This is a genomic window from Yersinia sp. Marseille-Q3913, from assembly GCF_963892745.1.
Lineage (GTDB): Bacteria > Pseudomonadota > Gammaproteobacteria > Enterobacterales > Enterobacteriaceae > Yersinia > Yersinia bercovieri.
In genome coordinates, this window is sequence record NZ_CAWQAF010000088.1 from 119,919 (window position 1) to 138,698 (window position 18,780).

Consider the following 18,780-nt stretch of genomic DNA (forward strand, 5'->3'; position numbering starts at 1 on the left):
TCGCTCCCTTTTATTGGGCTTCCTGTGCACTTTCGCTTTTATCTATTCAGCTAGCGGTAGTAATTGCTGATACAGTTTTTTAAAGATTATCCGACGTGCGGCGTAATCTTGATGGCGCTGCGCATCTGGCAAATGGGTCTGCTCCAGTGGCAGCGCGGGTAATAAATCAGCCAGCGGCCTCTGCGGATTTAGCGCGATTTGAGCCAACCGCGCCGCACCTAGCGCCGGGCCAACATCGCCGCCAGTGCGATACTCCAGTGTTTGGCCGCTGATATCCGCCAGCATCTGCCGCCAATAGGCGCTGCGTGCGCCACCGCCAATCAAGGTGACCGATTTTGGCTGTAACCCGCTGGCATGTAGAGCATTCATACCGTCGGCTAAAGCAAACCCTACCCCCTCCAACACGGCGCGGGCTAAATCGGCTCGGCGATGCTCGTGGGTAAAGCCCCAGAATGCCCCTTTGGCATTAGGATTATTATGGGGTGTGCGTTCGCCAGAGAGGTAGGGCAGGAACCATACGGGGGTCGTGGCGGCCGGCGAGTTTGCCACCTCATCGATCAGGGCGGGAACAGTGTCGGCACCGGTCAAATGGCAGGCCCAATCCAGACAGGAAGCGGCACTGAGCATCACTGACATCAAGTGCCAGGTGTTGGGGAGCGCATGACAAAAACTGTGAACTGCGCTGGCCGGATTGCTGAGAAAGCCGTCGCTAACCGCGAAGTAGACACCGGAGGTGCCCAGCGACAACATCGCCTGACCGGTCTGGTACAGGCCAACCCCTATCGCACCGGCGGCATTATCGCCCCCACCCGCGACCACGGGGATGGTGTTGATACCCCAGCGCTGTGCTATCTCCGCGCTGACATGGCCGGTTATCTGGCTACCTTCAAACAGTGCGGGCATCTGCTGGCGGGTCAAGTCACAGGCGGCCAGCATCTCATCGCTCCAGTCGCGTTTAGCCACATCCAGCCACATTGTTCCGGCGGCATCGGACATATCACTGGCGAAATCACCACTGATCAGAAAACGCAGATAATCTTTGGGTAGCAGCACCTTATCGATGCGGCTGAAAACCTCCGGCTCATATTCCGCCAGCCATTTCAGCTTAGGTGCGGTAAAGCCCGGCATCATCAGATTGCCGGTAATTTGGCGCGATGCAGGTACCGCCTGTTCCAGTGCCAGGCACTGAGCAAAACTGCGACCATCATTCCATAAAATGGCGGGGCGCAGCACCTGGTGCTGCTTATCCAGCAAGGTCGCGCCGTGCATTTGGCCCGTTAGTCCGAGGGCTTTTACCTGCTGTAAATCATGAGCTGCGGCCAGCGCTTGCATGGCCTGATCGGTTGCCTGCCACCAATCGGCTGGGTTTTGTTCTGACCATAAGGGGTGGCGGCGCGAGACAGATAATGCAGCACCTTGGCTGGCAATGACTTGCCCGTTTTCGGCCAGGAGAATGACTTTAACGCCGGAGGTGCCAAGATCGATACCAAGGTACATATAATCTCCTTCATTATTAGGCTATTTTATCGTGCGGAGCCTGACGGGGCGACTGCACCAATGGGCACTCCGACGGCTCACGCCACTTGTATTTTAAATAAATAGGGACCCATCCGGTACATTTCCCCGTCTATCAACCGCTGTTATTAGCCCAATGTTATTAGCCCAATGTTATTAACCAAAGATATAGCGGTTAACCTGGTTCTCCAGCAGCTCCTGATGGCCACTTTGGTGATGTGGGTTCAGATTGTGTTGACCTGCATAGCGCGCCAGATCTTCCAGCGACATTTTGCCTTTCAGGATCTGTTGGCCCAGTTCGGTATTCCAACCGGCATAGCGTTTAGCAACCCACTGATCCAACTGGCCCGCTTCAATCATTTTGGCGGCAATTTTCAGTGCCAATGCCATGGTGTCCATCGCCCCAATGTGACCATAAAACAGATCATATTTATCGGTGCTTTGGCGGCGCACTTTGGCATCAAAATTCAGGCCGCCAGTGGTAAAACCGCCCGCTTTAAGGATCTCAAACATCACCAATGCATTCTCCTCCACACTGTTCGGGAACTGATCGGTATCCCAACCCAGTTGCGGATCGCCACGGTTAGCATCCACGGAGCCAAAAATACCCAATGCAATGGCACTGGCAATTTCGTGATGGAAAGAGTGCCCAGCCAGTGTGGCGTGGTTGGCTTCAATGTTCACTTTTATCTCTTTTTCCAGCCCGAACTGCTTGAGGAAACCATAAACCGTCGCGACATCATAATCATACTGATGCTTGGTCGGCTCCTGCGGTTTTGGCTCAATGAGCAAGGTGCCCTGGAAGCCGATTTTATGTTTATGCTCCACCACCATCTGCATAAAGCGGCCAATTTGTTCGCGTTCCTGTCGTAAATCAGTATTTAGCAGTGTTTCGTAGCCTTCGCGCCCGCCCCATAACACATAGTTTTCGCCGCCCAGTTTTTGTGTCGCATTCATGGCAGTAAAGACTTGGGTTGCTGCCCAACTGAAAACTTCGGGGTCAGGATTGGTGGCCGCACCTGCACCATAACGCGGGTGGGTGAAGCAGTTCGCGGTGCCCCATAATAGTTTTACGCCGCTACTCTCTTGTTTCTCGGCCAAGATATCGGTCATGACCGCAAAATTATTCAGGTACTCTTTTAGCGACGCGCCCTCAGGGGAGACATCCACATCATGGAAGCAGTAGTAAGGCACATTCAGCTTATGGAAGAACTCAAAAGCGACATCGGCTTTGCGTTTTGCCAGTGCGAGGGCATCGCCAGAGTGCTGCCACGGGCGCTCAAAGGCATTGGCTCCGAACATATCGGCGCCGCCCCAGCAGAAGGTGTGCCAGTAGCAGGCGGCAAACCGCAGGTGATCGGCCATTCGCTTACCAAGGATAATTTCATCCGGATTGTAGTGATGAAACGCCAGCGGGTTAGCGCTTTGGCTGCCTTCGTAACGCACTTGTTCTAATTCATCAAAATAAGATTGCATGCAATACTCCTTGGAAGCTGGCCCGCATTATTGGGCGGGTGAGCTTTTATCTTCGGAGTTGTTTGCTATTCTCTCAATTACGTTATTTCACACTCAAATTCAGAGAATTATTAATTGTGCTGTAGATCTCATAAATAACCGATTAATTATAAAAAATCGCTAATATTTATCGTGCGGATAACATCTCGCTGTGGAATTATGCATTTTGCAGAGAAGAAAACATGATCGTTATCATAAAATTAACATTAAACCAAAAAACATAATTGGCGGACGAAAATCTGTAATTGCTGATGTGCAAATAAGCGTCAACAATCCCTATTGCAGTTGATGTTTACCGTTTCTCTTACCCTGCTTGCACAATAAGAAAGGTACCGAAAGATGAAATTTAAGAACATTTTACTCTCCGCATGTGCCGCACTGGTGATGTTTAGTCAGCCAGGATTCAGTAAAGAAATTAAAATTGGTATGGCGATAGACGATCTTCGTCTTGAGCGCTGGCAGAAAGATCGCGATATTTTTGTTAACAAGGCTGAATCTCTCGGCGCTAAAGTATTTGTTCAATCAGCAAACGGCAATGAAGAAACACAAATGTCGCAGATTGAGAATATGATTAACCGTGGTGTTGATGTGCTGGTTATTATTCCCTATAACGGCCAGGTATTAAGTAACGTGATCGCCGAAGCTAAACGGGAAGGAATAAAAGTATTGGCGTATGACCGCATGATAAATAATGCGGATATCGACTTTTATATCTCATTTGATAATGAAAAAGTGGGTGAATTACAAGCTAAAAGCCTGGTTGAGCGGGTGCCACAAGGTAACTACTTCTTGATGGGCGGCTCGCCGGTGGATAACAACGCCAAGTTGTTCCGTCAGGGGCAGATGACCGTGCTTAATCCACTGATAAAAGAGGGTAAAATCAAGATTGTTGGCGACCAGTGGGTTGATGCCTGGTTACCTGAAAATGCCTTGAAAATCATGGAAAACGCGCTGACGGCCAACAATAACAAGATTGATGCGGTGGTGGCGTCGAATGATGCCACCGCAGGCGGCGCTATTCAGGCATTAGCTGCGCAAGGTTTGGCGGGTAAAGTGGCTATTTCCGGGCAGGATGCTGATTTGGCAGCCATAAAACGTATTGTTGCAGGTACGCAAACCATGACGGTATATAAGCCAATCAGTAAATTAGCTAATGACGCCGCAGAAATTGCCGTGAGCTTGGGGAAAGGTGAACAACCCAAAGCAAATAGCCAATTAAATAATGGCATAAAAGATGTGCCCGCTTATTTATTAACGCCGATTCAAGTCGATAAAAATAATATTGATAGCACAATTATCGCCGATGGATTCCACAAAAAATCAGATATTTACTGATTAAGCTTATTTTGCGATGTTATTACTAATTTTAATGAGTGGTTAATTTTTCCAACTTATTAAAATTGCTGCTATTTCATATATAGCATAAACAATTAAAGTTGCAACTTTGTTAGCTGCAACTTTAATTAAAAAGGTATAGGAGGGAGCAATGGCCTACCTGCTAGAGATGAAAGAGATCACCAAGCAGTTTGGCGTCGTTAAGGCAGTCGATAATATCAGCCTGACACTGGAGGCTGGGCAAGTATTATCATTATGCGGCGAAAATGGCTCGGGAAAATCCACACTAATGAAAGTGTTATGTGGTATTTACCCCACAGGTTCCTATCAAGGGGAAATAATTTTTGCAGGTGAAACGCTTCAGGCCAAAAATATTCGTGAAACAGAGCAAAAGGGCGTGGCAATAATTCATCAGGAATTGGCATTGGTGAAACAAATGTCTGTGCTGGAGAACATGTTTCTCGGCTCAGAATGGGGCCGCTTCGGCATCATGGATTACGACGCCATGTATTTACGCTGTCAACGGATGCTGGCGCAGGTCAAGCTCGCGGTCGATCCCCATACACTGGTCGGTGAACTGGGCCTTGGGCAGCAACAATTGGTCGAAATCGCAAAAGCGCTGAATAAACAAGTGCGGCTGCTGGTGTTTGATGAGCCAACGGCTTCACTGACGGAGAGCGAAACGGCCATTTTGCTGGATATTATTCGTGACCTGCGAAATCACGGCATCGCCTGCATCTATATATCGCACAAATTGAATGAAGTGAAAGCCATCTCGGATCATATCTGTGTGATCCGCGATGGTCGTCATATTGGCACTCGCCCTGCGGCGACGATGAGTGAAGATGACATTATTGCCATGATGGTGGGCCGCGAACTGAAAGAGCTCTACCCTCACGAAGCGCACCATATCGGTGAGGAAATTTTGCGGGTAGAAAATCTCTGCGCCTGGCATCCGGTAAACCACCATATTCGTCGGGTAGATGGCGTCTCTTTCTCATTGAAACGGGGCGAGATTTTAGGGGTGGCCGGATTGGTCGGTTCGGGCCGCACAGAAACGGTGCAATGCCTGTTTGGTGTCTATCCGGGCCGCTGGCAGGGCGAGATTTTTATTGATGGCAAAGCCGTCACCATCAGCAATTGCCAGCAAGCCATGAAGCTGGGTATCGCGATGGTGCCGGAAGACCGCAAAAAAGATGGCATTGTGCCGGTGATGGGGGTTGGGGCCAATATTACCCTAGCGGCGCTGGATGATTTTACCGGTGCTTTTAGCGTGCTGGATGATGCTAAAGAGCAATCGACGATTGTGCACTCTCTGGCGCGATTGAAGGTGAAAACCTCCTCTTCAGAGTTGGCAATCGCCCGCCTCAGTGGCGGCAATCAGCAAAAAGCCATATTGGCTAAATGCCTGTTACTGAACCCACAGATTTTGATCCTCGACGAACCGACGCGCGGCATAGACATTGGCGCAAAATATGAAATTTATAAACTTATCAATCAATTGGTCCAACAGGGGATTGCGGTCATTGTGATTTCCTCTGAACTGCCGGAGGTCTTGGGATTAAGTGATCGGGTGCTGGTCATGCATCAGGGGCGCATCAAAGCCGATCTCATTAACCAGAACCTGACTCAAGAAAAGGTCATGGAAGCCGCACTCAGGAGTGAAACCCATGTCGCAAGCTAATCAATCAGAAGTCAATGCGCCGGAAAATGGCGCTAAAAAGCCGCTATTTCGGCTAAAATCAGTTAATTTGCAAGTTTTCGTCATGTTGGCGGCTATCGCCATTATTATGCTGTTTTTCACATTCACCACCGAAGGGGCCTATCTCAGCGCCAGAAATATCTCGAACCTGCTGCGCCAGACGGCTATCACCGGTATCCTCGCCGTCGGCATGGTATTTGTCATTATCTCAGCGGAAATTGACTTATCCGTCGGCTCAATGATGGGGTTGCTAGGCGGAATTGCGGCGATTTTTGACGTGTGGCTTGGCTGGCCGCTGCCCCTGACCATTGTGGTCACGCTGGGTTTAGGGCTGGTACTTGGGGCATGGAATGGTTGGTGGGTGGCATATCGCAAAGTGCCCTCATTTATTGTCACCCTAGCGGGAATGTTGGCTTTTCGCGGCATTTTGATTGGCATCACCAACGGCACGACGGTGTCGCCCACCAGTAACGCCATGTCGCAGATTGGTCAAAGTTATCTGCCCAATGGTCTTGGGTTCGGTATCGGCGCGATTGGGCTGATGCTGTTTGTCGCCTGGCAGTGGCATCGCCGCAGTCACCGAATCCGGCTCGGTTTGCCTGTCGCCGCGCCACAAGGGGATGTCACCCGCCAATCAATTACCGCCATTATTGTTCTTGGTGCAATATATTTACTGAATGATTATCGCGGTGTTCCTACTCCGGTATTGATTCTGACGGCGTTGATGTTGGCAGGGATATTTATGGCTACCCGCACGGCATTTGGCCGCCGGATCTATGCCATTGGCGGCAATATTGATGCCGCTCGTTTATCAGGGGTGAATGTCGAGCGCACTAAACTGGCAGTATTTGCGATCAATGGGTTGATGGTCGCTATCGCCGGTTTGATTCTCAGCTCACGTCTGGGGGCCGGTTCACCTTCGGCGGGTAATATTGCTGAACTGGATGCCATTGCCGCCTGTGTGATTGGTGGCACTAGTCTTGCCGGTGGGATCGGCAGTGTGGCCGGTGCGGTGATGGGCGCATTTATCATGGCTTCTCTCGACAATGGGATGAGTATGCTAGATGTCCCGACATTCTGGCAGTACATTGTCAAAGGCGCGATTTTGCTGCTGGCCGTGTGGATGGATTCCGCCACTAAACGCCGGGTTTAACCCTATCCCGCAGCAGAGAGTTCAGTGCCATACTGCATTGATCTCTCTGCGAATTCCGTTTTAATACCCCATCCATTTCAGGAGCCACTCCCATGTTTGAGAAACGCTACCGGATAACCTTGCTGTTTAACGCTAATAAAGTGTATGACCGGCAAGTAGTGGAAGGCGTCGGCGAGTATTTACAGGCTTCGCAGTGCGACTGGGATATTTTTATTGAAGAGGATTTTCGCTGCCGTATTGATAACATCCGTGATTGGCTGGGTGATGGCGTTATAGCTGATTTTGATGATCGGCAGATAGAGCAACTGCTGGTGAATGTCGATGTCCCTATCATCGGGGTCGGCGGCTCTTATCATCAACCGGAAGAGTATCCGCCGGTCGATTATATTGCGACCGATAACCGGGCCTTGGTCGAAGCCGCTTTTATGCATCTGAAAGAGAAGGGTTTAAACCGTTTCGCTTTCTACGGGCTACCGGCCAGCAGTGATAAGCGCTGGGCGCAGGAGCGGGAATATGCATTCCGCCAATTAGTGGCAGCGGAGCAATATCAAGGGGTGGTGTATCAAGGTATGGCCACCGCGCCGGCGAACTGGCAATACACCCAAAATAGGCTGGCGGATTGGGTACAAACCTTGCCGCACCAGACGGGGATTATCGCCGTGACGGATGCGCGAGCGCGCCATTTATTGCAAGTGTGCGAGCATCTGGATATTGCCGTACCAGAAAAACTGAGTGTTATTGGCATTGATAATGAAGAGTTAACCCGCTATTTATCGCGAGTGGCACTTTCATCTGTTGCGCAAGGGACGCGGCAAATGGGCTATCGGGCGGCTAAGTTGTTACATCAACGCCTTAACCAACGCCAGAAACAGCAAGAGGCCCCACCGTTGCAGCGCATTCTGGTTCCCCCAGTGAAAGTCATTGCCCGTCGTTCAACAGATTTTCGTTCGCTACGTGATCCGGCTGTCATTCAGGCAATGCACTACATTCGCCATCACGCCTGCAAGGGGATTAAGGTGGAGCAGGTGCTGGATGCGGTAGGGATGTCGCGTTCGAACTTGGAAAAGCGCTTTAAAGACGATATCGGGCAGACGATCCATGGCGTTATTCATGAAGAAAAACTCGATAGAGCGCGCAATTTACTGGCCGCTACCTCGCTGCCTATCAATGAAATATCACAAATGTGCGGTTACCCGTCGCTGCAATATTTCTATTCGGTATTCAAAAAAGGCTATTCCATCACCCCGAAAGAGCATCGCGATAAATATGGCGAAGTGAGCTATTAGCTCTTTCGAGCCGCGGTAAAGAAATAGCCACTGAGTGATCCCGTTAATACAGCAGAATCTGTCACCGCGATTCGGCTCTCTCAGATTTCATCCCAGCAGAAAAACGGTCTAGGGTGTCAGCTATCCGATCAAAGGAGTCGTTAAGGATGGGGAGTAGATTCTCACCTTCCGTTGTTAGCACTAATCCGCGTGAAATACGAATAAAGAGGCGACAGTTGAGGCGTTGTTCCAGCGCTTTGACCTGCTGGCTTATTGCTGCATGGGTAACATTTAATTCGATAGCAGCCTTAGTAAAACTTAACTGTCTGGCCGCAGCTTCGAAGGCACGAAGTGCATTTAACGGAATATAGCTGCGTACCATAGGCTTATCTGTTAGATTTTCTATTATTAAATGCCAAATATAATCGATTGTTATCGATAGTCAATCCTTGCAGAATTTGTGCCGCAGAAGGAGCCACACTGCGTGTCATTTACCAGTCTATGGAAGATCCCCAATGATGAAAAAGTCTATAATCACTACTTTGGTCTTAGCCGCTATCACAACCTCCCCACTTTGTACCTCAGCACAAACAATACTGACGGAACAACAGGTTGCAGCTATCGTTAATAACACCCTTACGCCATTGCTCAAAGAACAGGATATTCCCGGTATGGCCGTCGCTGTATTTTATGACGGCAAGCCGCAATTTTTTAACTATGGCGTCGCGGATATAAAAACAGGCCGCCGAGTAACAGAAAATACCCTGTTTGAGCTCGGTTCGGTGAGTAAGACCTTTACCGGAGTTGCCGGGGAGTATGCGGTGCAAACCGGAATGGTGAACCTTAATGATCCTGTGACGGAATACGCTTCTGAGCTAACAGGAAATCAGTGGAAAGAAGTGAAAATGTTGCATTTGGCGACTTACACTGCGGGCGGGCTTCCTCTTCAACTCCCCGATTCGGTGACCGACCAGCAATCATTATGGCAATATTATCAACAATGGCAGCCACAATGGACTCCAGGGGTAATGCGCAATTACTCCAATGCCAGCATTGGCTTATTTGGTGCGCTGGCGGTGAAAAAAAGTCAGTTAACATTTGAAAACTACATGATGAAAAATGTGTTCCAGCCATTAAAACTGAAACATACTTTTATCACTGTCCCTGAGTCGATGCAGTCAAACTATGCATGGGGATATAAGGATGGTCAGCCAGTACGTGTCACATTAGGCATGTTGGGTGAAGAAGCCTATGGCGTGAAATCCACCTCGCAAGATATGGTGAGATTTATGCAGGCCAATATGAGCCCAGACAGCTTGCCTGCTGAAAACGATAAGTTAAAGAGAGCGCTCATCGCGGCCCAGTCTCGCTATTTCCAAGTGGGAGAGATGTTCCAAGGGTTGGGGTGGGAAATGTATAACTGGCCTATCAATCCACAGGGAGTCATTGCCGACAGTGGCAATGATATTGCGTTGAAACCGCGTAAAGCTGAGGAATTGCAGCCACCACACCCTGCGATACGGGCATCTTGGGTGCATAAGACCGGTGCTACCAATGGTTTTGGGGCTTATATTGTCTTCATCCCAGAGGAGAATATTGGCATAGTGATGTTGGCTAACAAGAATTACCCTAATCCTGTCCGCGTACAAGCTGCCTATAATATTCTTCAGGCATTGCGTTGAGAGTCATATCGGCCTGACCCCTTTAGAGCTGGATATAAGTGCAGTCTGGTAACAGGCTGCACTTACCTGGCGACAGCACCACTGCTGACTGACTGCCGTTAATGCAATAGAACTACTTATTCACCATATCTATTGAATGGATAGTGCCATACAATAAACGCGCTATAATCACCGACTTAGATAATGCATATCTATGGAAGATCATCGTCCCCGGTGGGGCGGCTGGACTTCAAATCCAGATGGGGCCGCCAGCGGTCCTCGGCAGGTTCGACTCCTGTGATCTTCCGCCAAACAAAATAGTTTTCCAAACTCTCTGTGACTCAACATAATTTTTTATAATCGAATATTTAAAAAGGTAATGATCCATTTGGGTAGACTGCGTTCTACAGGTTTCTACCTATGTAGAGGCACAGTCGGGGGCATATATCCGAAGCAGATCATTAAAACATAATGAATGTTGATGATTATTTGGTGATATCGACGCTATGATGGCATTGAGATTGTCATGACTCTGCTTATGCTGGCATTGCGCCTCTCTTTCAATTTGTAATGAGATACTGATATGAGCAACATTACTATTTATCACAATCCAGACTGTGGTACATCCCGTAATACGTTAGAACTCATCCGCAATAGTGGAGTCGAACCAACAGTTATTTATTATCTCGAAACACCCCCGAGCCGCGATAAGCTGGTAAAGCTCATTGCTAATATGGGAATAAGTGTCAGGGCCTTATTGCGTAAGAATGTTGAGCCTTATGAACAGCTAAGGCTGGCAGAAAACCCGTTTACGGACGATCAGTTAATCGATTTTATGTTGCAATATCCTATTCTGATTAACCGCCCGATTGTTGTTACCCCACAGGGAACACGACTATGTCGCCCTTCAGAAATAGTGCTTGAAATATTGCCTGAACCACAAAAAGGTGTGTTTACCAAAGAAGATGGCGAAAGGGTTATTGATGCATTTGGCAAACAATATAAATAAGTGCTTAATAAATTGCCCTGAAAGCCAGGGCAATTTTGATACTAATCAAAAACGCCGTTAATGATTGCCGTTACGACGGCAGTGCTCAATGCGATAAGCACCAAATCATTACCCATCATCTTCCACTCATATCCTGGGTAATAAGGGAGCTGCCCCAGCATGGAAGCAGGAACACTTTTCTTTGCAATGCCTGGAGGAAGGGGTTTCCCGCGGGCCAAATTTTTCGCTATGCCTGGCGGCAATGATTGATAACCCGTCAGGCCGAAGTTAACTGCCAGATTGCGGGCTAAGTTATAGTTAATATCTGAGTCAACATGATCAGGTTTACCATAGTTTTTACGATGATCAGCTGACGGGGTATTTTTCTGGCTAGCGTTACCTTTTTGGCTATTCCCATGATTGCCGCTATTGCCATGGTTACCACCACTGTTGCCATTACCCGGATTTGCCAGTGCCGGTGTTGCAAACATGGAAAGAGAGATAATAGCTGCCAATACTGCGATTAAACCGCGACACTTAAACATGATGATTTCCTTTTACCAACTTATCTTTCACAATATTAGATTGAGTGTTAGCGACTAGCAATCTCACGGATTCTTATTTTTGAGCGCCCGGAAAGCACTCAAATTACCTTTGCGTTTTATGAATACATATTCACCTATGAACAAAACCTCCACTACCAGTTAAAACCAGCGGTCCGGCAAGGTAAGCGGGGAGATTGTGGCGATGAAAAATCATAAGAGTGCACCTCTAAATGTCAGGTTGTTATCCAACATTTGAGGTGCAACTTAATTTTTGGTATTAGAAATTTTTTGCGACGTGCTGAAATACGGTGAGAAGTTAATCGATATTTTGGATCTTAATAATTACAGTAAGTTAACTTTATGTAATTTATGGGTTTATTTTAATTATCTTATAATTTGGTACGCACTTTGGTACGCACCAAGATCAAGCATCCCTATAAATCAAGTTTAGTTTTTAAATTACTGATTACTTTAGACTCATAATCACCATAACTATCAAGATATTGTGTATCAACATGGAAAGAATTTTCTATGCGGTATGTAATTGGTTTACCTTGAGCATCTTTTCTTTTTCTATTGAAGCCGAAGAACTTCGCATACCTTTTTGGCGCGACACCTTCAAAGTTTTCAAACAAGACCTTATCAGGAGAGGGGGTTTGATCTGATTGACATATCGTATCATCATGTAGTTGTAAAGCGAGGCTCTTCTCGTATGGTTCTATATATACTACACGCCGCAACCCCGCTGCTACTATATGGCGAGCACAAACATGACAAGGATATGTAGTACAATATAATGTATTACCTGTTGTTCCCATATTCGTATTTCTAGCTAAAGAAACAATGGCATCCATTTCTGCATGCACAGCTCGCGAGTATTCTATTAAATACTTAGCTTTGGTTTCTTTCATTATCGCTTCAGCAACTTGATCGGGGTCTTGTAATTTAAATTTTTGTAATATGCTTTTTATTTCGTTCTTTAGAAGAGCTTTATGTTTGTCGTTATGACAGCCATTTTTATTAAAACATCTTCGATCTTTAACACTTTCAGAAGTATAAAGTCCGCCACCAAATTGTGGTACATCATTTCGCCCAGTAGCAATGATATTTCCAGAAACATCCATTATAGAGGCTCCTACTTGCCGAGATAGACATGCAGAGCCTAAAGACGCAGAGTAGGCAGAGTACATGCCGGACTCATCTTTAGATGGAGTGATGTTGCTGGCACTATGTATTAAATCTATAAACCGCTGAACTGATTTCTTCATGACTTCAGTATCAAGGTTTTTAATAAAGTAATCAGCTAGTTGTAATGTTTCTTCAACTTGTTGGCCATATTTATGTGATGATTTTCTATCTCTTTCGATAATTGTTTGAATATTATCTTCACGAATGCTTTCGTCTTTTAGGTTTTGAATGCGTTCTGCTACAGTTCGAAGTAATCCTACAAGGTAGAAGTTATTTTTATAAACTTGAGTGAATAGCTCAACTTCTGAAGGGTGTTTTATTTGATCAATTATATAAGCCGTCTTCTTCGTGTTTTTTGTTAGTTCAGGACTGTCTTTTCCGTACACTTCCTCACGAAGTTCTTGAATCCGAAGAATTGCCAATTCAGCACAAATGAAATTCTTATGCTGTTCTCTAAGGTTGTCACCTAAATCTTGAAGAGTTTTATAGCGGTCGAAATTGTTTAATGTAGAAGTGTTAACTTTGGAGAAAGTAGAAATTAAATCACTTATTCTAATATGTTCAACATGATAACCATTTTGTTGTAGGCAAACAATGGTTTGTTCTTTAAGTGTTTTAATTCCTGAGCCAATTGCTCCGCATAAACCTATAATAAGTTCTTGGGAACGTCGTCCCTTGATGTCATTAATACTGTCAGTGTTTTCTTTTTTTTCCCATACGACAGGAATGATGTTCTCGGCTGAATCTGCCATGTGTTTGCTCCAGATATAAATATAAAGTAAATTTTAATAATAATCTGGTGTAAAAATAATTATAGATATTTATCCAACTTAACTATTATGTCGGAATTTATTATTATTATATTCTTTATTACCAATTCAGTTTCGAAGAGGCTAATAAAACTTTTTCACGTGCTTTATTTTGTAATATTGACTTTCTGCGTTCAGTTAAACTTTCAACTTTATTTAAAGATGCATCATTATCCATGGAACTATTCTGCCCCACGTTTTTTTTCTGATTATCAACCATCTTTAATAAGTAAATCATTTTCTTTCCTTAACATTGCATAAAGCAAAGGCCGCACGATTATACTTAAAATCAATCTTTTATCAATGTACTCCTTTAATGTTTACGCCAAAAAAAAAGTTTTATCAAGGTTGTGCACTTAAATATTATTAACTCTCTATATTTAGTATTATGACTATGAATAGTTACCATATGTAGTGTTTTTAATGGTGACGCTGATTTTACAAAAACGTCTTTCTTAAAAAAGTCTCAAGTGGTTAGGCTATTGTTTGTCATACTGGTTTTACATACTAACGCTTTTCGTCATTACACCTCTGCGCGCAATGCTATCCCCGCCACGCCTGCGCGCTTTACAGGTCGCTTTTCATGCAGTTGCATGCAGACCATCAAACCGCGCCAACACTGGGGCTGCACAGGGTTTTAAGGGGGGTATTCTGCATGCAGATCCATGCACTCTAGGCATGCACCCCCCTTTTTAGTCTCGCCAGCCAGAAATAAAGCCTCAAACGGTGAGCGCCATCACTAAATTGCAGACAAAAAAAGCCCCGCACGAGGGCGGGGAAAGGTTGCCATGATTCTGTTATCCGTGTCTGAATGCGTCGCCATATCGTCCTAGGGTATGGCGTTTTACCGGTGGGGGGATCACTACCGGGGCAGGGATTTCCTGCGCCGGTGGCCGGGTAATAATTTTGTCGAGGCTTTCGACTGTCTTAAAGGTGCAGGAACAATCAAGGTTCTGGCACTGGTAATAAACTTCTTTGGTCTGTTCCGACAAATAGCGGCTGGAACGAGTATGAGAAGCGTGTCTGCATACCGGGCAACGCATCATGTTGACGGCTCCCCGGTTGGGTTCAGTTTTTCGCGTTTCTCTTTTACTTTATTGAATAATCGCGCACGTTTTATCGGACTATTGTTTAAGTCAGAGTCCACATAACCCGGTTGTGGTTGTTGCAGTGTGAGTTCGGCTAATATCGATTCTTTCTCCATATCAAACGAATAAAGCCCCGCTAATGAAAGAAGAGTCGCTGTCAGTGTACCCAGTGCCTTCGTCGATGATGAGTCAGTGTAGAGTTCGTTCGCAGTTACCATTATTTTCGCTGCCCGGATGAGTTCGGGTGATAGGGTTTTCATCGCAGCAGACATTTCCAGCCTCGCATATTCCATCAACGCTACTCTATGCGTGTCTTTATACGGTCTTGCAGAAGCACATAATTGCAGTGACGTGTAATCTTTATCCAACTCCAGCTCTTCAATCAGATGTCCGAATTCTTGTGCCAGCTCCCGCTGTGAAATCCGGCGGATATGTTCGGTTTGAAGCTCATCCGTCATTTCACCGCGCAGACTGCGAAACAATTTGCGCCAACTGCCGTCAGCCTGTTGGCTCTGGTTTTCGGCGTCGCGCTGCTTTTGCTGACTGCGGGCAATGGACGCAATAATGTCTTCGTAGGTTGCTTCATTCTTTAGGTGTTCGGCTTTCGCTGCTTTATAGCTGTTCAGTGCCGGGGTAATCGGGTGTTCTGCTGTCTGGCTCATGGTTGTGCTCCGTTCTCATCGGGATGTCGCCATTGTGCAAATCCACACACAACAGCTCAACCGATGCCCGTTGTCCCAGCGCTGACACAACAACACGCCGTTGTGCCATTCATCGATTACGACACAATAGCGACTCTGATTAACAGGAGAGAACCATGATTAATGTGACCGTTGGAGAGAAGTTTTTCACACTGGAACGCCATGAAGCACAATTCCTTTCGGACGCGCTACTGTCAGCCCTGAGCAACCCTACTGATAAGGCAATTGAGGGATTCAGTCAGCGGGCCGGAACCTTGCAGGTGACCGCTTCACCAGAAGAAGTGACGTTTACGGGAAATAAGCAGCATTTCACCCAACAGGTTCCCGCGATACGCACCCACACCTTGACGGACTGCTAACTGACCGGCCAGCCAGAAAGAAGCCCTGAACTGACCTGAATGAGAAACGGTGTATCCCTTTGGGGGTGTAACAGGTGTAACGGGTGTTACAGTATTGATATATCAGTATTTTTCTAAAATCATCAGGTGTAACACCCGGTGTAACGTGGTGTAACACTGTCGTTATCGTGCCGGTTTGTTACACCTGTTACACCGACAGAAGAAAAAGGTGTAACAGGCTTTTCTCAATGAAATCAGCGTTGTTACACCTGTTACCCTTGTTACACCTTAAAGATAAGACTCACGTAAAGGATTAGCCCACCACCTCGCTGTTAAAGACGTATATCCGTTTGGGATTCATCTCTGGCAGGCGGACGGTGGTTTGTGTCTTCCCGTCTTTCGATACCAGCAGATACCCCGCCGTGACACACAGTTGCGCGACTTTTTTGGCATCAAACCCCTTGCACACCTCTTTCCAGCCCGACGGCAACACATAGAACGTGGTGACGGCCTCACGGGTATTATTGCCCTTGTCCACCTTACGAAAGCCCACCATGTTCGAGGGCCGGTTACGCTCGTCATGCCAGTCGGCAAAACGGCTGTACTGATTGGCGGTGAAGAAACTGCGTATTTGCTCGAGGGCGGCGGCGTCTTCCTGATTGGCACTGTGACCGCGTTCCCCTATCCATGCCTGCAAACACACTCGGGTGGCCCGCAAGGCTTCCCCCTCCGGCCAGCCGGTCAGACCGCAACGGGTTGCCATCTCGCCCGCCATCGCAATCAGGGCAAAACGGTTAATGGCCCGGCCTACCTGATTCCCGGCCTCTACAGGCATCAGCTCACGGGTGTAAGTTTTCAGCAGGGCTTTCGCCTGTGTGGTCATGCCGTTCAGGTCTTCGGTCAGTGCCTTGAGCCATGCCCGGAACGGCGTACCGTAGAAACTGGCTGTTGCCCCCTCAAAATGTTCGGCCAGCTCTTTACCGCTACCAAAGCCGTGTAACGCTTCAAAGACGCCAAACTTGCCTGAGTCACTGGGGATTTGGATCATCCGCACTTCCATCCCGGCAAAGGTGCGCTCACCGGCGCGGGCGGCATGTTCGGTCAGTGACAATTCGCCGGTGGAGAAAAACAACATACGCCACTGTTTGCGGGCGCGCAGTTCGCCGTCAGTCCCGGCCCGGCCTTTGCCCTGTCCGTTTGCCAGCATATAGGCAATATTGCCTGCTTCACGGCCATCCACCTCGCGTATTTCATCGAGCATCATGGCGGCATCGTTGCGACGGCTGGCGGTGCCCTCCAGTGCGTTACCGGTTGAGCGCCATGTGTGCCAGTAATCCGGCCCGCCACACACGGAGGTGGCCGCTTTCATGGTGGTGGTCTTGCCGTCTGTGGATTCGCCTTTCAGGTGATAACCGCCGCCGTCCATCCCCACCAGACGCAACAGCGGAGCCGCAAACGCCAGACTGACCGCAAAGGCCACGCGGGAATTACCGATACAGTAGCGCCCGATATGCTCGCGCCACTCATCAAGGCTGCCCGCTACCCGAAAATCCCGTCCCTGTACGCTGGCCGTCTGCAATATCACCCCGTCGGCCCCCTCACCAATCACCTCGTCCTGCAACACATAGACCCCGCCATGCCAGCCGGTTTTGTTCACACAGGTGACTTTGCGCTCTGGTTTACACAGAGAAATGTATTCCATCAGCCGGGCGCGGGCCTCGCCGGTGGTGCTGATATACGACAGACCGTTGACCAGCAGCACCCGCCGCAGCTCTTCGCCGCTGCCGCTTAACATTTCCATCGGCATCGCCCATTTACGGCAAATCCCGTAAGTGTCCTCCCATTCCAGCAGGCGGCCAAAGTTCCCTCCGTCCGCGTCGCAGGTAATGGCCGACACCTTGAGCGGGTTACAGATTTTGATATTGCGGATTTCAGTATCGCCGTCTGATTTTTGTACCTGCTTATCGAACCACAAATATTCCTGCGTTAGCCGAAAGCCTTGTGGCAATTTGGCCTTGTCTTTCCCCAGTTGCACCAGTTCTTCCCGGAACGCTTCTCTGGCCCGTTCGGTGCCGTTATCCCGCAGATAGTCATTCCAGTCGGCTTTAAAACGGGTCGGGGGGAGCGTCACCCAACCGTCCACGGCTTTGGCTGCTTTCTCCGCCCACACTTTGCCGGTGTTGACCTTGCCATCATCAAAATCATTGTCTCCGGCCAGAATGATGCGCGCTTCTGGCCACTTCGCCCGGATAACCAACGCCACGTTCTGCAGGTTACTGGCCGCAATGCCTGCCATCACCACGCCGTCAGTGAGTTGTGCCACGGTCAGGGCGGTGGCATAGCCCTCGGTGATAATGACCTGTGGCGGGCTATCCAGCTCGGATTCAAGGGCAACAAATGCCCCTTTGAGCACCGTACCCGGCAACAGGCGCTTGTCTCCCAAGGGGGAAACCAGTTGCGCGCCGGTCACGGTGCCACTGATATCGGTCAGCGGCAGTACCAGTGAGCCGGGCGGGAAATCAATCCCACCGCTTTTCTTCAATTGCGTGGTCAGGCGGTGAGGATGTTCCAACAACCCTTTACCGGTCAGATAGTCACTTTCACCCCGCACACAGCCTGCCAGCAAGGCCGCAACAGTCTCGGCTACCGGTTGTATGGGTTTGGCTGCTTCTTTTCTGGCGGGCGGCTGTTGGCTTTGGGGTAATTGCAGCGCCTGTGCCACCTCATGGGCCGCTTTACCGGCCGTCAACCCGTTGACCAGTTTGACCAAATCTAGCCCGTCACCGGCCCCGCACTGGTTACAAATCCATGTCCCGCGCCCGTCCCGATCATCAAAACGAAAACGGTCTGAACCGCCACAGTGCGGACAAGCGCCGTGTTGACCATGGGCCGGAACGACAATACCCAGCAAGGGCAGGACAACCGGCCAGCGCGTATGGGCGGCGGCGGTAATATCCGATACAAAATTCTGTGCCAT

Annotated in this window: 15 protein-coding genes, 1 tRNA gene and 1 pseudogene; 8 read left to right on the top strand and 9 right to left on the bottom strand. The window is 48.3% G+C overall.

The window, feature by feature from the left end:
• Nucleotides 1-42 precede the first annotated feature (42 nt).
• Both xylB and xylA read right to left on the bottom strand, forming a co-directional pair.
• Nucleotides 43-1,497 carry a xylulokinase gene (xylB, locus tag AACW11_RS19705; RefSeq protein WP_212585271.1) on the bottom strand — a complete coding sequence of 485 codons (1,455 nt, stop codon included), beginning with the start codon at nt 1,495-1,497 and terminating at the stop codon, nt 43-45.
• Nucleotides 1,498-1,671: 174 nt separating this feature from the next.
• Nucleotides 1,672-2,991, bottom strand: coding sequence for a xylose isomerase (xylA, locus tag AACW11_RS19710; protein ID WP_212585272.1), 1,320 nt, complete (start codon nt 2,989-2,991; stop codon nt 1,672-1,674).
• 378 nt (nt 2,992-3,369) lie between these two features.
• Here xylA and xylF point away from each other — a divergent pair, with 378 nt between their 5' ends.
• The 4 genes from xylF to xylR all read left to right on the top strand — a co-directional run bounded on the left by xylF (nt 3,370) and on the right by xylR (nt 8,506).
• Complete coding sequence (gene xylF / locus AACW11_RS19715; protein WP_004874977.1) at nt 3,370-4,365, top strand: D-xylose ABC transporter substrate-binding protein; 996 nt, start codon at nt 3,370-3,372, stop codon at nt 4,363-4,365.
• A gap of 151 nt (nt 4,366-4,516) precedes the next feature.
• Nucleotides 4,517-6,049 (top strand): xylose ABC transporter ATP-binding protein, encoded by a 1,533-nt coding sequence (locus AACW11_RS19720; RefSeq protein ID WP_212585273.1) that lies wholly within the window; start codon nt 4,517-4,519, stop codon nt 6,047-6,049.
• Nucleotides 6,036-7,220 carry a xylose ABC transporter permease XylH gene (xylH, locus tag AACW11_RS19725; protein ID WP_212585274.1) on the top strand — a complete coding sequence of 395 codons (1,185 nt, stop codon included), beginning with the start codon at nt 6,036-6,038 and terminating at the stop codon, nt 7,218-7,220. Before AACW11_RS19720 ends, xylH begins: the two co-directional genes overlap by 14 nt.
• 92 nt (nt 7,221-7,312) lie before the next feature.
• A complete protein-coding gene (gene xylR, locus AACW11_RS19730; protein ID WP_212585275.1) occupies nt 7,313-8,506 on the top strand; it encodes a D-xylose utilization transcriptional activator XylR in 1,194 nt (397 codons plus the stop codon).
• A gap of 76 nt (nt 8,507-8,582) precedes the next feature.
• Here xylR and ampR read toward each other — a convergent pair.
• Nucleotides 8,583-8,867, bottom strand: a pseudogene (gene ampR, locus AACW11_RS19735) (LysR family transcriptional regulator AmpR); the annotation flags it as partial.
• A gap of 133 nt (nt 8,868-9,000) precedes the next feature.
• On the opposite strand from ampR, the gene ampC reads away from it, so the two are divergent.
• The 3 genes from ampC (at nt 9,001) to arsC (ending at nt 11,155) form a co-directional block, all read left to right on the top strand.
• The gene (ampC, locus tag AACW11_RS19740) at nt 9,001-10,167 is read left to right on the top strand and encodes a class C beta-lactamase (RefSeq protein ID WP_212585276.1); all 1,167 of its coding nucleotides are present in this window, start codon (nt 9,001-9,003) and stop codon (nt 10,165-10,167) included.
• A gap of 195 nt (nt 10,168-10,362) precedes the next feature.
• A tRNA-Sec gene (locus AACW11_RS19745) sits at nt 10,363-10,457 on the top strand.
• A gap of 272 nt (nt 10,458-10,729) precedes the next feature.
• Nucleotides 10,730-11,155: a glutaredoxin-dependent arsenate reductase gene (gene arsC, locus AACW11_RS19750; protein ID WP_005273462.1), complete on the top strand. Its 426-nt coding sequence runs from the start codon at nt 10,730-10,732 to the stop codon at nt 11,153-11,155.
• Nucleotides 11,156-11,196: 41 nt separating this feature from the next.
• Here arsC and AACW11_RS19755 read toward each other — a convergent pair whose 3' ends face one another.
• The 5 genes from AACW11_RS19755 to AACW11_RS19775 form a co-directional block, all read right to left on the bottom strand.
• On the bottom strand, nt 11,197-11,679 hold the full coding sequence (locus AACW11_RS19755) for an anti-virulence regulator CigR family protein (protein ID WP_212585277.1): 483 nt from the start codon (nt 11,677-11,679) through the stop codon (nt 11,197-11,199).
• Between the two features lie 434 nt (nt 11,680-12,113).
• A complete protein-coding gene (locus tag AACW11_RS19760; RefSeq protein WP_212585278.1) occupies nt 12,114-13,619 on the bottom strand; it encodes an anti-phage dCTP deaminase in 1,506 nt (501 codons plus the stop codon).
• A 118-nt stretch (nt 13,620-13,737) separates the two neighbouring features.
• Nucleotides 13,738-13,914, bottom strand: coding sequence for a hypothetical protein (locus AACW11_RS19765; protein WP_212585279.1), 177 nt, complete (start codon nt 13,912-13,914; stop codon nt 13,738-13,740).
• A 559-nt stretch (nt 13,915-14,473) separates the two neighbouring features.
• Nucleotides 14,474-14,722 carry an ogr/Delta-like zinc finger family protein gene (locus AACW11_RS19770; protein WP_072189332.1) on the bottom strand — a complete coding sequence of 83 codons (249 nt, stop codon included), beginning with the start codon at nt 14,720-14,722 and terminating at the stop codon, nt 14,474-14,476.
• Nucleotides 14,719-15,426: a hypothetical protein gene (locus AACW11_RS19775; RefSeq protein WP_049610056.1), complete on the bottom strand. Its 708-nt coding sequence runs from the start codon at nt 15,424-15,426 to the stop codon at nt 14,719-14,721. Before AACW11_RS19775 ends, AACW11_RS19770 begins: the two co-directional genes overlap by 4 nt.
• Before the next feature lie 155 nt (nt 15,427-15,581).
• Here AACW11_RS19775 and AACW11_RS19780 point away from each other — a divergent pair, with 155 nt between their 5' ends.
• Entirely contained in the window at nt 15,582-15,824 is a 243-nt protein-coding gene (locus AACW11_RS19780; RefSeq protein ID WP_212585280.1) for a hypothetical protein, read from the top strand.
• Nucleotides 15,825-16,116: 292 nt separating this feature from the next.
• On the opposite strand, the gene AACW11_RS19785 is transcribed toward AACW11_RS19780, so the two are convergent.
• On the bottom strand, nt 16,117-18,780 hold the full coding sequence (locus AACW11_RS19785) for a TOPRIM and DUF927 domain-containing protein (RefSeq protein WP_212585281.1): 2,664 nt from the start codon (nt 18,778-18,780) through the stop codon (nt 16,117-16,119).

Bases quoted from the DNA above. Each gene is read 5' to 3' on its own strand.
- xylA (WP_212585272.1), bottom strand. From the start codon at position 2,991: ATGCAATCTTATTTTGATGAATTAGAACAAGTGCGTTACGAAGGCAGC.
- AACW11_RS19765 (WP_212585279.1), bottom strand. From the start codon at position 13,914: ATGATTTACTTATTAAAGATGGTTGATAATCAGAAAAAAAACGTGGGG.
- arsC (WP_005273462.1), top strand. From the start codon at position 10,730: ATGAGCAACATTACTATTTATCACAATCCAGACTGTGGTACATCCCGT.
- ampC (WP_212585276.1), top strand. From the start codon at position 9,001: ATGATGAAAAAGTCTATAATCACTACTTTGGTCTTAGCCGCTATCACA.
- AACW11_RS19770 (WP_072189332.1), bottom strand. From the start codon at position 14,722: ATGATGCGTTGCCCGGTATGCAGACACGCTTCTCATACTCGTTCCAGC.
- AACW11_RS19755 (WP_212585277.1), bottom strand. From the start codon at position 11,679: ATGTTTAAGTGTCGCGGTTTAATCGCAGTATTGGCAGCTATTATCTCT.
- AACW11_RS19720 (WP_212585273.1), top strand. From the start codon at position 4,517: ATGGCCTACCTGCTAGAGATGAAAGAGATCACCAAGCAGTTTGGCGTC.
- AACW11_RS19760 (WP_212585278.1), bottom strand. From the start codon at position 13,619: ATGGCAGATTCAGCCGAGAACATCATTCCTGTCGTATGGGAAAAAAAA.
- xylH (WP_212585274.1), top strand. From the start codon at position 6,036: ATGTCGCAAGCTAATCAATCAGAAGTCAATGCGCCGGAAAATGGCGCT.
- xylR (WP_212585275.1), top strand. From the start codon at position 7,313: ATGTTTGAGAAACGCTACCGGATAACCTTGCTGTTTAACGCTAATAAA.
- AACW11_RS19775 (WP_049610056.1), bottom strand. From the start codon at position 15,426: ATGAGCCAGACAGCAGAACACCCGATTACCCCGGCACTGAACAGCTAT.
- AACW11_RS19785 (WP_212585281.1), bottom strand. From the start codon at position 18,780: ATGGCACAGAATTTTGTATCGGATATTACCGCCGCCGCCCATACGCGC.
- AACW11_RS19780 (WP_212585280.1), top strand. From the start codon at position 15,582: ATGATTAATGTGACCGTTGGAGAGAAGTTTTTCACACTGGAACGCCAT.
- xylF (WP_004874977.1), top strand. From the start codon at position 3,370: ATGAAATTTAAGAACATTTTACTCTCCGCATGTGCCGCACTGGTGATG.
- xylB (WP_212585271.1), bottom strand. From the start codon at position 1,497: ATGTACCTTGGTATCGATCTTGGCACCTCCGGCGTTAAAGTCATTCTC.